This is a genomic window from Streptococcus sp. Marseille-P6264 (assembly GCF_902460355.1).
Lineage (GTDB): Bacteria > Bacillota > Bacilli > Lactobacillales > Streptococcaceae > Streptococcus.
In genome coordinates this window covers 567250-582033 of sequence record NZ_CABPTO010000001.1, presented here as the reverse complement: position 1 = coordinate 582033, position 14784 = coordinate 567250, and the positions used below count along the sequence as shown (strand labels likewise).

Below are 14784 nucleotides of genomic sequence, written 5' to 3'. Positions count from 1 at the left end.
GCAACATTGCGATAGGCTTTTTCAAAAATTGCTTATTTGCTTGAACTAAGTGACCTAGTTTGGCAATTCGGTGCTTACTAGATCACACAGCTTTCACATTGGTTAGCGCCTACTTCGCCGCCATCATCAGTGAAGGTGCGGACGTAGTAGATGGACTTGATTCCCTTGTTGAAGGCATAGTTACGCAGGATAGAAAGGTCGCGGGTTGTCTGCTTGCTTTCTTTTTTCCACTCGTAGAGGCCTTTAGGAATATCGCTGCGCATGAAGAGTGTCAGTGAAAGTCCTTGGTCCACGTGCTCGGTTGCAGCTGCGTAGACATCGATCACCTTGCGCATGTCCATGTCGTAGGCAGAAGTATAGTAAGGAATGGTTTCAGTTGACAAACCTGCCGCAGGATAGTAAATCTTACCGATTTTCTTTTCCTGACGTTCTTCGATCCGCTGGGTAATTGGGTGAATTGAAGCAGAAACATCGTTGATGTAGCTGATAGAGCCATTTGGCGCAACAGCTAGGCGGTTTTGGTGGTAGAGGCCATCAGCCTTGACCTTGTCGCGCAACTCTGCCCAATCTTCTGCAGACGGGATAAAGATGCCTGCGAAGAGTTCTTTCACACGGTCAGACTTAGGTACAAATTCACCTGTCAGGTATTTGTCAAAGTAAGTGCCGTTGGCATAGTCAGATTTTTCAAAATTATGGAAGGTCACGCCACGCTCGCGAGCGATATTGTTAGACTCAACCAAGGTCCAGTAGTTCATGAGCATGAAGTAGATGCTGGTAAACTCGACAGCCTCCGCTGATCCATAGTCAATCAACTGCTGAGCCAAATAGCTGTGCAAGCCCATAGCTCCCAGACCAAAGGTATGGGCCAAACTGTTACCATGGTCAATCGAAGGAACAGCTGTGATGTGCGAGCTGTCTGTAACAAAGGTCAGGGCGCGTGTCATAGTCCGGATGGATTTTCCAAAGTCAGGCGAAGTCATCATGTTGACAACGTTGGTAGAGCCCAAGTTACATGATACATCTGTTCCCAAGTGGAGATACTCTTGAGCATCATTCAAGAGGCTAGGCTCTTGCACCTGCAGGATTTCAGAGCAAAGGTTACTCATGATGATTTTGCCATCGATTGGATTAGAACGGTTGGCAGTATCGATATTCACGACATAAGGGTAGCCAGATTCTTGTTGCAATTTAGAAATCTCTGTTTCCAAATCACGGGCCTTGATCTTAGTCTTGGTGATCTTAGGATTGGCAACTAGCTCATCGTATTTTTCAGTGATGTCAAGGTAGGCAAATGGTACGCTGTATTCACGTTCGATTGAGTAGGGGCTGAAGAGGTACATATCTTCATTCTTACGTGCCAATTCGTAGAACTTATCCGGAATCACAACACCGAGCGAGAGGGTTTTAACCCGAACTTTTTCGTCGGCATTTTCTTTTTTAGTAGAAAGGAAAGCGATGATATCTGGGTGGAAGACGTTGAGGTAGACGACCCCTGCTCCCTGACGTTGCCCAAGTTGGTTTGAGTAAGAGAAGCTGTCTTCAAAGAGCTTCATAACAGGCACAACGCCAGACGCAGCTCCTTCATAACCCTTGATAGGGGCGCCAGCTTCCCGCAGATTGCTGAGGGAAATACCGACCCCGCCTCCGATACGAGACAATTGCAGGGCAGAGTTGATGGAGCGACCAATAGAGTTCATATCATCTGTTACTTGGATGAGGAAGCAGGAAACCAATTCGCCACGACGAGCCCGACCTGCGTTGAGGAAGCTTGGTGTCGCTGGTTGGTAGCGTTGGTGGATGATTTCATTGGCAATATCCTTGGCAATAGCTTCGTCTCCGTTGGCAAAGTAGAGGGCGTTGAAGAGTACCCGATCTTCCATGCTTTCCAGATAGTATTCACCATCATTTGTCTTCAGCGCATACTGGTTGTAGAATTTGTAGGCTGCCATGAAAGATTTGAACTTGAAATCTTGAGCATGGATAAAAGCAGCTAACTCTTCAATATATTCAGGAGAATAGAGTTGGATAAATTCTTTTTCCAAGTAGTTTTCTTCAATTAAATACTGAATTTTTTCCGTAATAGAAGCAAACTTCATCGTGTTTGGTTCAACATTTTCTTTAAAGAAGGCATCCAAGGCTTCTTTGTCTTTGTGAAGCATGATTTGCCCATTGACTGGACGGTTGATTTCGTTATTTAGACGGAAGTAAGTCACATCTTCTAAGTGTTTGAGTCCCATAATTTTCCTTTTTCTAAAATGTCTTTTGCTTTTACAAAATAAACGGCTCCTACGAATGATAGGAGCGGCAACAAAGCTCTAAATACTGGTGAGATTATGATAATTTTTTAAGTTTACCAGGCTGGAAACCAGAGAATGCTTCAGTTGGCGTTTGAATAACAGGCGCTGCATTGAAACCGAGGCTTTTAACATGGTCGATGTATTCTGGTTGCTCATCAAGGTTGATTTCGCGATATTCCACATTGTTGGTATCAAGAAAACGTTTGGTCATCTTGCATTGAACACAATCGTTTTTAGAGTAAATAGTTACCATTAGATGATTCCTCTATACTTTCATTTTCTTAAATTTAAATCTGAAACTAGTATATCTAAAAGCGAATTCGATGTCAACAGTTTTGAACTAAATATTGTATGATATTTTCTTATAGCAACTATTGAGATACAATATATAGTGTGTAAAACATCAAAACAAAGAGAAATAACCACAAGGAGTCACAGCGCTTACTGTACTTTAAGCGAAGCTAGACCAAGAAGAATTCATTATAGGGAAGAAAGCCTTGAAACTATTTCGGAAAGAGAGGGAGTTGACTATCTAATCTACTATATTTAAAACAGAATTCATTTTCAAAGTCTAACGAAATATTTTGTAAGCGGGCTATAAAATTCTTGAAAAAGATTTCAAAAAGTGATATAATATCAACTTGTAAGGGTTATCACTTTAACTCAAAAAGAATTATTTTAAAGGAGAGTCTAACTATGGCTTCTAAAGATTTCCACATTGTGGCAGAAACAGGTATTCACGCGCGTCCAGCAACATTGTTGGTACAAACAGCTAGCAAATTTGCTTCAGATATCACTCTTGAGTACAAAGGTAAATCAGTAAACCTTAAATCAATCATGGGTGTTATGAGTCTTGGTGTTGGCCAAGGTGCTGACGTTACAATCTCAGCTGAAGGTGCAGACGCGGATGATGCTATCGCTGCTATCTCAGAAACAATGGAAAAAGAAGGATTGGCATAAGAAAATGACAGAAATGCTTAAAGGAATTGCAGCATCTGACGGTGTTGCCGTTGCTAAGGCATATCTATTAGTTCAACCGGATTTGTCATTTGAGACTGTTTCAGTCGATGATACGAATGCAGAAGAGGCTCGTTTGGATGCAGCTCTTGAAGCTTCACAGAACGAGCTTTCTGTTATCCGTGAGAAAGCAGTAGATAGCCTTGGTGAGGAAGCGGCTCAAGTATTTGACGCTCACTTAATGGTACTCGCTGACCCTGAAATGGTTGGTCAAATCAAAGAAACGATCCGTACTAAGAAAGTAAATGCGGAAGCTGGTCTGAAAGAAGTTACAGACATGTTTATCGCTATTTTTGAAGGTATGGAAGACAATCCATACATGCAAGAACGCGCGGCAGATATTCGTGACGTAACGAAGCGTGTTTTGGCAAACCTTTTGGGCAAGAAATTACCAAATCCAGCTTCTATCAATGAAGAATCAGTTGTCATTGCACATGACTTGACTCCTTCTGATACAGCTCAATTAGACAAGAAATTTGTTAAAGCGTTTGTAACCAATATCGGTGGACGAACAAGCCACTCTGCGATTATGGCGCGTACGCTTGAAATCGCAGCCGTATTGGGGACCAATAATATTACTGAACTCGTTAAAGACGGCGATATCATTGCAGCAAATGGTATCACTGGTGAAGTTATCATTAACCCAACTGAAGAGCAGGCAGCAGCATTCAAGGCAGCTGGTGAAGCTTATGCGAAGCAAAAAGCTGAATGGGCTCTCTTGAAAGATGCTCAAACAGTGACTGCTGATGGCAAACACTTTGAACTCGCTGCTAATATCGGTACACCAAAAGACGTTGAAGGTGTCAATGCGAATGGTGCTGAAGCCGTAGGTCTTTACCGTACAGAATTCCTTTATATGGATTCACAAGACTTCCCAACAGAAGATGAGCAATACGAAGCTTACAAGGCTGTCTTGGAAGGCATGAATGGAAAACCAGTGGTTGTCCGTACGATGGACATCGGTGGAGATAAGGAGCTTCCTTACTTCGATATGCCGCATGAAATGAACCCGTTCCTTGGTTTCCGTGCATTGCGTATCTCTATCTCTGAAACTGGTGACGCTATGTTCCGTACACAAATCCGCGCTCTCTTGCGTGCTTCTGTACATGGACAATTGCGTATCATGTTCCCAATGGTTGCTCTCTTGACAGAATTCCGCAAGGCTAAAGCAGTTTACGAAGAAGAAAAAGCGAAATTGCAAGCGGAAGGAGTTGCTGTAGCGGATAATATCCAAGTGGGTATCATGATTGAAATTCCAGCAGCAGCAATGCTAGCTGATCAATTTGCCAAAGAAGTTGATTTCTTCTCTATCGGTACTAACGACTTGATCCAATATACAATGGCTGCCGACCGCATGAACGAACAAGTTTCATACCTCTACCAACCATACAACCCATCAATCCTTCGCTTGATCAACAACGTTATCAAGGCTGCTCACGCTGAAGGCAAATGGGCAGGTATGTGTGGGGAAATGGCCGGTGACCAAACAGCTGTGCCGCTTCTTGTCGGAATGGGCTTGGATGAATTCTCTATGAGTGCCACTTCTGTCCTTCGGACTCGTAGCCTTATGAAGAAATTGGATACGAAGAAGATGGAAGAACTTGCACAACGCGCATTGACTGAATGTGCAACGATGGAAGAAGTTCTTGAACTTGAAAAAGAATATCTTGACTTTGATTAATCTGAAAATTAAGATCAGGAAATTTTCCTGGTCTTTTTTTGTTTTCTTCAGCGCCATAGTAGACCTAGTGTAGAAAGTGAGACTCGATGAAAAATCGAGAAATATGGAGAGTTCATATAAACAAAAGAAAATGATTTGTGAAATTTGTGAAAAATTTCTTTAAATTTATAAAATTTAGTTGAAATTTTCAGAAAATTTGATAAAATGATACTTAATAAGATTTTGGAGGGGACACGTGACACAATATAAGAACTATATAAATGGAGAGTGGAGAGCTTCTGAAAATGAAATCACCATCTCATCTCCTATCAATAATGAGATTTTAGGAACTGTTCCTGCGATGAGTCAGTCAGAGGTTGATTATGCGATGGCGAGCGCTCGTGCGGCTTTGCCAGCTTGGCGCGACCTTTCAGCAGTCGAACGTGCAGCTTATCTGCATAAGGCTGCGGATATTTTGGAGCGCGATCAGGAGAAGATTGGTGAAATCCTTGCAAAGGAAGTTGCCAAGGGTATCAAAGCGGCAGTCGGAGAGGTAGTCCGGACAGCAGACTTGATTCGCTATGCAGCTGAAGAGGGCATCCGTATTCATGGCCAGGTTATGGAAGGTGGAGGCTTTGAAGCAGCCAGCAAGAAAAAACTGGCTGTGGTCCGTCGTGAGCCTGTAGGAGTTGTACTGGCCATTGCGCCATTTAACTACCCAGTTAATCTGTCAGCTTCGAAAATTGCTCCTGCCCTTATCGGCGGAAATGTTGTGATGTTTAAGCCACCTACTCAAGGTTCAATCTCTGGTTTGCTCTTGGCTCAGGCTTTTTCTGAGGCTGGTCTGCCTGCTGGTGTTTTCAATACTATCACTGGCCGCGGTTCAGAAATCGGGGACTACATCATTGAGCATAAGGAAGTGAACTACATTAACTTTACCGGCTCTACTCCAATCGGTGAACGCATCGGTAAGTTGGCTGGTATGCGTCCCATTATGTTAGAATTGGGTGGTAAGGATGCTGCAGTTGTGCTGGAAGATGCCGACTTGGAGCATGCAGCTAAGCAGATTGTTGGCGGGGCATACAGTTATTCAGGCCAGCGCTGTACGGCTATTAAACGTGTCATTGTCATGGAGAGCGTAGCAGATAAATTAGCGGCGCTGATTAAGGCAGAGGTAGAGAAACTGACGGTTGGTGATCCCTTTGATAATGCGGATATCACACCAGTCATTGATCATGCATCAGCAGATTTCATCTGGGGCTTGATTGAAGATGCTCAAGAAAAGGGAGCGTCAGCCCTGACAGAAATCAAACGTGAAGCAAATCTCATCTGGCCTGCCTTGTTTGACCATGTGACACTGGATATGAAATTAGCTTGGGAAGAGCCATTTGGTCCTGTTCTTCCGATTATTCGTGTGACTTCCGTTGAAGAGGCTATTCAGATCTGTAACCAGTCAGAGTTTGGTCTTCAATCTTCAGTCTTTACAAATGATTTCCCTAAAGCATTTGAAATTGCTGAGAAACTGGAAGTAGGTACTGTACACATCAATAATAAGACCCAACGTGGTCCAGATAACTTCCCATTCCTTGGTGTTAAGGGATCTGGAGCCGGAGTGCAAGGGATTCGTTACAGTATCGAAGCGATGACACAAGTGAAATCCATCGTGTTTGATGTGAAATAATGAGAAAGGCGGCTTTGTGCGGCCTTTTTTCTTACCTTTATGAACTTGTAATTCTAACAAGTGTTCGAATAATATAAAAATAAGCAGGCGTTGATATTTTTGATTGCTTATCATTTTAAAATGTAAATTTACATATTGGTCTAGATAAATTATTTTAGGAATCCTAGTACAGGGATTGATTTTTAAGTACAGATATTAGCCTCAAACTCTTTGAAATCAGTATTTTATCAGATATTTTCCACAAAAACCTTGATATAGCAACTCATTCTTGTAAAGAAATTGGGCTTTTGAAATTTTTGAGATAGTTTTTGGAAATTTACTTGAAAAATATAAGAAAATGGGGTAAAATAGAAACATAGAAAACGCTTACAAATAGAAAGGTGACTAAATGGATAAAAAAGAAGCATTAAGAACCTTTACAACAGGTGAAAACTTTCATTTGCAGCATTATTTGGGAGTGCATCAGGATGTGGTGGATGGCAAGGTTGGCTACACCTTTAGAGTTTGGGCCCCAAATGCGCAGAATGTGCATCTGATTGGAGATTTCACCAATTGGTATGGAGAGCAGATTCCTATGACTCGCAATGAAGGCGGTGTCTGGGAAGTCTTCACGGATTTGCCTAAGGAAGGAGATATTTACAAGTACAATATCAAACGCAGTAGTGGTCAGGAAATCTTGAAAATTGATCCGCTGGCTATCTATTTGGAAGAGCGCCCAGGTACGGGAGCCATTGTTCGGACTATTCCAGAGAAGAAGTGGCAAGATGGACTTTGGCTGGCTCGGAGAAAGCGTTGGGGCTTTTTCTCAAGACCGGTCAATATCTATGAAGTACACGCTGGATCTTGGAAACGTAATCCTGACGGCAGTCCATATTCTATGGCTCAGCTTAAGGAGGAATTGATTCCTTATCTGGTAGAAATGAACTATACACACGTTGAGTTCATGCCACTCATGGCGCATCCTTTGGGACTCAGCTGGGGCTACCAGCTCATGGGTTATTTTGCCTTTGAGCATACTTACGGAACGCCAGAGGAATTTCAGGACTTCGTCGAAGAATGTCACTTGAATAATATTGGTGTCATTGTGGACTGGGTTCCAGGTCACTTTACCATCAATGATGATGCCTTGGCCTACTATGATGGAACACCAACCTTTGAGTACCAGGATCATGACCGAGCTCATAACTATGGCTGGGGTGCCTTGAATTTTGACCTAGGAAAAAATGAAGTGCAATCCTTCTTGATTTCTAGCATCAAGTTCTGGATTGATTTCTACCATCTAGATGGGGTTCGTGTGGATGCGGTTAGCAACATGCTCTATCTAGACTACGATAGTGGTCCTTGGCAGCCAAACAGGGACGGCGGTAATCGTAACTATGAAGGCTATTATTTCTTGCAACGCTTGAACACAGTTATCAAGCTATTTCATCCAGATGTTATGATGATTGCCGAAGAAAGTTCGTCCGAAACCAAGATTACGGGTATGAGAGAGATGGGCGGTTTGGGCTTTGACTTCAAGTGGAATATGGGTTGGATGAACGATATTCTCCGTTTCTACGAAGAAGACCCGATTTACCGTAAGTACGATTTCAATCTGGTGACCTTCAGCTTTATGTATGCATTTTCTGAAAACTTCCTCTTGCCTTTCTCTCACGACGAAGTCGTTCACGGTAAGAAGAGCATGATGCATAAGATGTGGGGTGACCGCTATAATCAATTTGCTGGTCTACGAAACCTCTTGACCTATCAAATCTGCCATCCAGGCAAGAAATTGCTCTTTATGGGTTCAGAATTTGGTCAATTCCTAGAGTGGAAGTCAGAAGAGCAGTTGGAATGGTCAAATCTGGACGATCATATGAATAAGAAGATGCAAACCTTCACTTCTGAGCTCAATGCCTTCTATAAAGACAATCGTCCGCTTTGGGAGATTGATTTGAGCTATGATGGCATCGAAATCATTGATGCCGACAATACCGATCAGAGCGTCCTTTCCTTTATCCGTAAGACGGAAAAAGGGGATATGCTAGTCTGTGTATTCAATATGGTGCCAGTAGAGCGCAAAAACTTTACCATTGGTGTGCCAGTGGCAGCCGTTTATGAAGAAGTATGGAATACTGAATTAGAGAAATGGGGAGGTGTTTGGAAAGAACACAACGAAACAGTTCAGTCTCAAGAGGGACTATGGAAAGATTATCCGCAGACCTTGACCTTTACGCTACCAGCTTTGGGAGCAAGTATTTGGAAAATCAAGCGTCGTGTGAATGTTCGTAAAAATGCTAAAAAAGATTCCACAAAGGAGTAGGATATGAAGAATGAAATGCTAGCTTTGATTCTTGCCGGTGGGCAAGGAACTCGTCTTGGAAAGCTCACACAAAGTATTGCGAAACCAGCAGTACAGTTTGGTGGTCGTTATCGCATTATTGATTTCGCGCTGTCAAACTGTGCCAACTCTGGGATTAACAATGTCGGTGTGATTACACAGTACCAACCACTTGCTTTGAACAGCCACATCGGGAACGGTTCAAGCTGGGGCTTGGATGGTATCAATACAGGTGTATCCATTCTTCAGCCATACTCCGCCAGTGAAGGAAATCGTTGGTTTGAGGGTACTAGCCACGCTATTTTCCAAAATATTGACTATATCGATAGTATCAATCCTGAATATGTTTTAATCTTATCTGGAGACCATATCTACAAGATGGACTATGATGACATGCTCCAATCCCACAAGGATAATAGCGCTAGTTTGACGGTTGCTGTCTTGGATGTACCTCTCAAGGAAGCTAGCCGTTTTGGTATCATGAATACCGATGCTAACAATCGGATCGTTGAATTTGAAGAAAAACCAGAAAATCCTAAATCTACCAAGGCTTCTATGGGAATCTATATCTTTGACTGGCAACGTCTCCGCAATATGCTGATTGCTGCTGAAAAGAGCAATGTAGATATGTCCGACTTTGGTAAAAATGTTATCCCTAACTATCTTGAATCTGGCGAAAGCGTTTATGCTTATGAATTTAGTGGCTACTGGAAAGACGTTGGTACGATTGAGTCACTTTGGGAAGCTAACATGGAATACATTAGTCCAGAAAATGCTTTAGACAGTCGTGATCGTCAGTGGAAAATTTACTCACGCAACTTGATTTCACCACCAAACTACCTTGGTGCGAATGCTCATGTTGAAGATTCTTTGGTAGTTGATGGCTGTTTCGTAGATGGAACTGTTAAGCATTCTATCCTCTCAACAGGTGCTCAAGTTCGTGAAGGCGCGGAAGTCACTGATTCTGTCATTATGAGTGGCGCTATTATCGGGCAGGGAGCTAAGATTAAACGTGCAATCATTGGTGAGGGCGCTGTTATTTCTGATGGTGTAGAGATTGACGGAACAGATGAAGTGCAAGTAGTCGGATATAATGAAAAAGTGGGGGTACCAACAGATGAAGATTGATAAATATTCAGCGATTTTAGGAAATACGGTCGGTTTCCACGACATGTCAACCTTAACAGAGCATCGTCCAGTTGCCAGTTTGCCATTTGGTGGGAAATACCGTTTGATTGACTTCCCCCTTTCTAGCCTTGCTAATGCTGGTGTTCGTAGCGTCTTTGGTATCTTTCAGCAAGACAATATCAGCTCTGTATTTGACCATATTCGTTCAGGTCGTGAGTGGGGCTTGTCCACACTTTTGAGCCACTACTATCTAGGCATTTACAATACTCGTGTAGAAAGCAGCACAGTTGGTAAGGAATATTATGAACAGTTATTGACTTACTTGAAGCGTTCAGGCTCTAACCAAACTGTAGCCCTCAACTGTGATGTGTTGATCAACATTGACCTTAATCAAGTCTTCCACTTGCATAATACAACCAAACAACCGATGACGGTGGTTTACAAGAAATTGCCATCTAAAGATATTTCAGATGTCAATGCAGTTCTGCAAGTCAGTGAAACAGACCATGTCCTAGGACATAAGCTGCATAGTGATAGAGACGAGGGCGAGCTTTTCAATATGTCTACAGATATTTTTGTAGTAGATACGCCGTGGTTAATTGAAAAATTGGAAGAAGAAGCCCAAAAAGAATTCCCACAAAAGCTACGCTATGTTCTTCGGGACTTGGCAGCTGAAGTTGGAGCTTTTGCTTACGAGTACACAGGCTATCTGGCAAATATCCACTCTGTTGGTTCCTACTATAAAGCTAACATAGACATGCTTGAACGGCAGAAATTCTATTCTCTCTTCTCACCAAATCAAAAGGTTTATACCAAGGTGAAAAACGAAGAGCCGACTTACTATGCTACAGGATCAAAAGTAAATCGCTCTCAGTTTGCATCAGGTAGTATCGTAGAAGGTGAAGTTGAAAACTCTGTTATTTCGCGGAATACAAGAATTTTAGCAGGCAGCAGTGTCAAAGACAGTCTCCTCTTCCCACGTGTTGTCGTTGGAAAAAATGCAGTGCTAGAATATGCAATTGCGGACAAGGGCGTTGAGATTGCTGAAGGAGTAGTCGTTCGAGGTACAGCTGAACATCCAGTTGTACTGAAGAAAGGTCAAAAAGTTACAGAGGACATCGTTTCATGAAAATTTTATTTGTAGCAGCAGAAGGGGCACCTTTTTCCAAGACGGGTGGTTTGGGGGACGTTATCGGCGCCCTCCCCAAATCCTTGGTCAAAGCTGGCCATGAAGTTGGAGTCATTCTGCCATACTATGACATGACGGATGCTAAATTTGGTGATCAAGTTGAAGACCTCTTCTTCTTTGAAGTTAGTGTCGGCTGGCGTCGGGAGTATGTCGGTGTCAAAAAGATTGAGTTAGAAGGTGTGAACTTCTACTTTATTGACAATCAGCATTATTTCTTCCGTGGGCATGTCTATGGCGATTTTGATGACGGCGAACGTTTTGCTTACTTCCAATTAGCAGCAATCGAACTGATGGAGCGCATTGACTTTATTCCAGATGTTCTCCATGCGCACGACTACCATACGGCCATGATTCCTTTCTTGGTCAAGGAAAAATATCGCTGGATTCAGGCCTATAATAATATCAAGACAGTGCTGACGATTCACAACTTAGAGTTTCAGGGACAGTTTTCGGACAGCATGCTCTGGGAACTCTTTGGTGTCGGCTATGAACGTTATGCGGACGGAACTCTCCGCTGGAACGACTGCCTCAACTGGATGAAGGCGGGCATTCTCTATGCGGATCGCGTGACGACTGTTTCACCAAGCTATGCCAACGAAATTCGGACGGCTGAGTTTGGTTGTGGTCTGGATCAGATTCTTCGGATGGAGTCAGGTAAGCTAGTCGGTATTGTCAATGGTATCGATACAGATATCTACAATCCAGAAACCGATAAATTGCTGGCTTACCACTTTAATAAAGATGATTTGACTGGAAAATTAGAAAACAAACGGGCTCTCCAAGCGAAAGTAGGCTTGCCAGTTCGGGATGATGTTCCTGTTGTTGGTATCGTCTCTCGTTTGACACGTCAAAAAGGCTTTGATTTGGTGGTGGAAGAGTTGCATAATCTGCTTCAGGAAGATGTGCAAATTGTGCTACTTGGAACAGGTGACCCAGCATTTGAACGTGCCTTCGCTTGGTTTGGCCAGGCTTATCCTGAAAAACTATCCGCTAATATCCTTTTTGATGTTACTTTGGCTCAGGAAATCTATGCGGCTAGTGATATTTTCCTCATGCCGAGTCGCTTTGAACCTTGCGGTCTGTCTCAGATGATGTCCATGCGTTACGGTACACTGCCATTGGTTCACGAGGTTGGTGGCCTGCGTGATACGGTTGAACCTTACAACGTTTATAGCGGACAGGGAACAGGTTTTAGCTTCAACAACTTCTCTGGTTATTGGCTAACATGGACTTTCAAAGAAGCCCTCAATCTTTACTGGCATGACCGAGAAGCTTGGCATAGTCTGCAAATACAGGCGATGGAAAGAGATTTCTCTTGGGATACAGCTAGTCGAGCATACAGTGATTTATATGAGTCACTACTCTAGTATGTTGCATTAGAACAACAATCCTCTCTTGTTTCTGACAAGAGAGGATTTGTCGGGTAAGTGGTCTTTCTCATGTTGACATCTTATCCAGGCGGATGCTTTTCCCCAAAAGAAAGGAAGTTGATTCGTAAGAATGGAAATCTGAAACTTGGAGAAATAATACTCTTCAGAAAACATGAACAATAAGAGATTGGGGCTTGGGTCTCAGTCTCTTTTGCTATCTATCTACCATCTTGTCTAGAAATATGCTATAGTAGAGAAAGTATGAGAATTCGACTTTTTGAAAAACAGGGAAAGCAAGTATGAAAGACTACAAGATTTTTTACCAACAATTAACAGCTCCTTTTCGCAGTTGCCCTAGGCTAGTGAAAGGGATGGGCTATTTTAATAGGGGGATGACTGTTTTTATGCCTCTGGTGTATGGATTGGTCTTGATTGATGCCCTTCTGACAGAGGGTTGGAAAGGGCTGCTTGCTTTTTTTCTCCTTCCAACTATCGGATTTGGTCTCTTGTCAGCGATTCGTAAACGGCTGAATCAAGCACGCCCCTACGAGAAATGGGCTATTCAACCCTTGCTGGCCAAGAATACATCAGGCAAGTCCATGCCCAGCCGCCATGTTTTTTCGGCGACAGTGATTTCTATGTGCCTGCTCTACTTTTTCTGGCTGCCGGGGTTTATCTGCCTCTTGCTTTCTGCAGGGCTGGCTCTAGTGCGCGTGATTGGCGGAGTGCACTATCCAAAGGATGTAGTGATAGGATACCTTTGCGGCATTTGCTGGGGAAGTCTTCTCTTTTTATTATAAAGGTCTGGCCAGAGCCAGATTTTTCTTTGTAAAGTAAGTTGAGGAGTAGACAAAGTGCCCGAGTCTATATTATAATGTAAGCAGTACCAAACTTTTATCATCAAGGAATGCCTGATTTTGGAAGATGAAAAATATGTAAGGAGACTATTATGTCAGAACCGTTATTTCTAGAGTCTGTGATGCAGGAGAAAATTTGGGGTGGCACCAAGCTGCATGATGTCTTTGGCTATGAAATTCCCAGCGACCATGTGGGCGAGTGTTGGGCGATTTCGGCTCATCCCAACGGTGTCTCAACCGTCAAGAATGGCCGTTTTGCAGGTCAGAAGCTAGATGCGCTCTATGCCGAGCACCGTGAGCTCTTTGGCAATCGTTCTGAGCCTGTCTTTCCGCTTTTGACCAAGATTTTAGATGCCAATGACTGGCTCAGTGTTCAGGTCCATCCAGATGATGCCTATGGACTAGAGCACGAAGGCGAACTTGGCAAGACTGAGTGCTGGTATGTTATCGCTGCAGACGAAGGAGCAGAGATTATCTACGGTCACAATGCCCAGAGCAAGGAAGAGCTACGCCAGCAAATCGAGAGCAAGGACTGGGATCATCTTTTGACCAAAATTCCGGTCAAGGCTGGAGACTTCTTCTATGTGCCAAGTGGCACTATGCATGCTATTGGCTCAGGGATTCTGATTTTGGAGACTCAGCAATCTAGCGATACCACTTATCGGGTCTATGACTTTGATCGTAAGGACGATGCTGGCAATCTTCGTGAGCTACATCTGGAGCAGTCTATTGATGTTCTGACTATCGGTGAGCCAGCCAATAGCCGTCCCGTTACCATTCAGGCAGATGATTTGACTTCTACTCTTTTGGTAGCCAATGACTTCTTTGCTGTTTACAAGTGGGACATTGCTGGTTCTGTTGAATTTAAAAAGACAGCAGACTACAGTCTGTTTAGCGTTTTGGAAGGTAGTGGCGAGTTGACGGTGGATGGACTAGTTTATCCAATCGAAAAAGGCTCTCATTTCATCCTGCTGAGCGATGTCACAGAGTGGACCTTGTCTGGAGACTTACAGCTGATTGTCAGTCATCCATAGTGAGAAAAATAAATGAGAGTGGGACAGAAATCGGTAATTCGTTAGAATTCGATTTCGTCGTCCCACCTCCGCACAGTTGAGTAGGGTTGTAAAAGCTGATGAAATCAGCGTAGTAAAGCTCACTCAACCACTGCGTCTTGCTCGACAATCCAGAGACAATTGAGAGGCTGGGACAAAAGTCCCAGCCTCATTTTTCTTTATTTCAGCAGAATGGATAGAGAAAACAGGACC

General features: G+C 43.2%; 11 protein-coding genes. 9 read left to right on the top strand and 2 right to left on the bottom strand.

Translation table 11 applies throughout. The features are described from left to right. Window positions 1–77: 77 nt before the first annotated feature. Together nrdE and nrdH are read right to left on the bottom strand one after the other, a co-directional pair. Window positions 78–2237 carry a class 1b ribonucleoside-diphosphate reductase subunit alpha gene (gene nrdE, locus FZ941_RS02945; RefSeq protein ID WP_148886782.1) on the bottom strand — a complete coding sequence of 720 codons (2160 nt, stop codon included), beginning with the start codon at window positions 2235–2237 and terminating at the stop codon, window positions 78–80. Between the two features lie 94 nt (window positions 2238–2331). Beyond that, window positions 2332–2550 (bottom strand): glutaredoxin-like protein NrdH, encoded by a 219-nt coding sequence (gene nrdH / locus FZ941_RS02940; RefSeq protein ID WP_005589588.1) that lies wholly within the window; start codon window positions 2548–2550, stop codon window positions 2332–2334. A 443-nt stretch (window positions 2551–2993) separates the two neighbouring features. Here nrdH and FZ941_RS02935 point away from each other — a divergent pair, with 443 nt between their 5' ends. The 9 genes from FZ941_RS02935 to manA all read left to right on the top strand — a co-directional run bounded on the left by FZ941_RS02935 (window position 2994) and on the right by manA (window position 14553). Next, on the top strand, window positions 2994–3257 hold the full coding sequence (locus tag FZ941_RS02935; RefSeq protein WP_005589589.1) for a phosphocarrier protein HPr: 264 nt from the start codon (window positions 2994–2996) through the stop codon (window positions 3255–3257). A gap of 4 nt (window positions 3258–3261) precedes the next feature. Continuing rightward, on the top strand, window positions 3262–4995 hold the full coding sequence (gene ptsP / locus FZ941_RS02930) for a phosphoenolpyruvate--protein phosphotransferase (RefSeq protein ID WP_061910896.1): 1734 nt from the start codon (window positions 3262–3264) through the stop codon (window positions 4993–4995). Between the two features lie 235 nt (window positions 4996–5230). Further along, complete coding sequence (locus FZ941_RS02925) at window positions 5231–6655, top strand: NADP-dependent glyceraldehyde-3-phosphate dehydrogenase (RefSeq protein ID WP_148886781.1); 1425 nt, start codon at window positions 5231–5233, stop codon at window positions 6653–6655. Between the two features lie 388 nt (window positions 6656–7043). Continuing rightward, window positions 7044–8957: a 1,4-alpha-glucan branching protein GlgB gene (gene glgB, locus FZ941_RS02920; protein ID WP_148886780.1), complete on the top strand. Its 1914-nt coding sequence runs from the start codon at window positions 7044–7046 to the stop codon at window positions 8955–8957. A 3-nt stretch (window positions 8958–8960) separates the two neighbouring features. Continuing rightward, the gene (locus FZ941_RS02915; RefSeq protein WP_148886779.1) at window positions 8961–10103 is read left to right on the top strand and encodes a glucose-1-phosphate adenylyltransferase; all 1143 of its coding nucleotides are present in this window, start codon (window positions 8961–8963) and stop codon (window positions 10101–10103) included. Beyond that, entirely contained in the window at window positions 10093–11232 is a 1140-nt protein-coding gene (glgD, locus tag FZ941_RS02910) for a glucose-1-phosphate adenylyltransferase subunit GlgD (protein ID WP_148886778.1), read from the top strand. Before FZ941_RS02915 ends, glgD begins: the two co-directional genes overlap by 11 nt. After that, a complete protein-coding gene (gene glgA / locus FZ941_RS02905; protein ID WP_148886777.1) occupies window positions 11229–12659 on the top strand; it encodes a glycogen synthase GlgA in 1431 nt (476 codons plus the stop codon). The genes glgD and glgA overlap by 4 nt, the downstream gene beginning before the upstream one ends. Before the next feature lie 302 nt (window positions 12660–12961). Beyond that, window positions 12962–13462, top strand: a complete 501-nt coding sequence (locus FZ941_RS02900) for a phosphatase PAP2 family protein (RefSeq protein ID WP_148886776.1) — start codon at window positions 12962–12964, stop codon at window positions 13460–13462. 149 nt (window positions 13463–13611) lie between these two features. Continuing rightward, window positions 13612–14553: a mannose-6-phosphate isomerase, class I gene (gene manA / locus FZ941_RS02895; RefSeq protein ID WP_148886775.1), complete on the top strand. Its 942-nt coding sequence runs from the start codon at window positions 13612–13614 to the stop codon at window positions 14551–14553. Window positions 14554–14784: the final 231 nt, after the last annotated feature.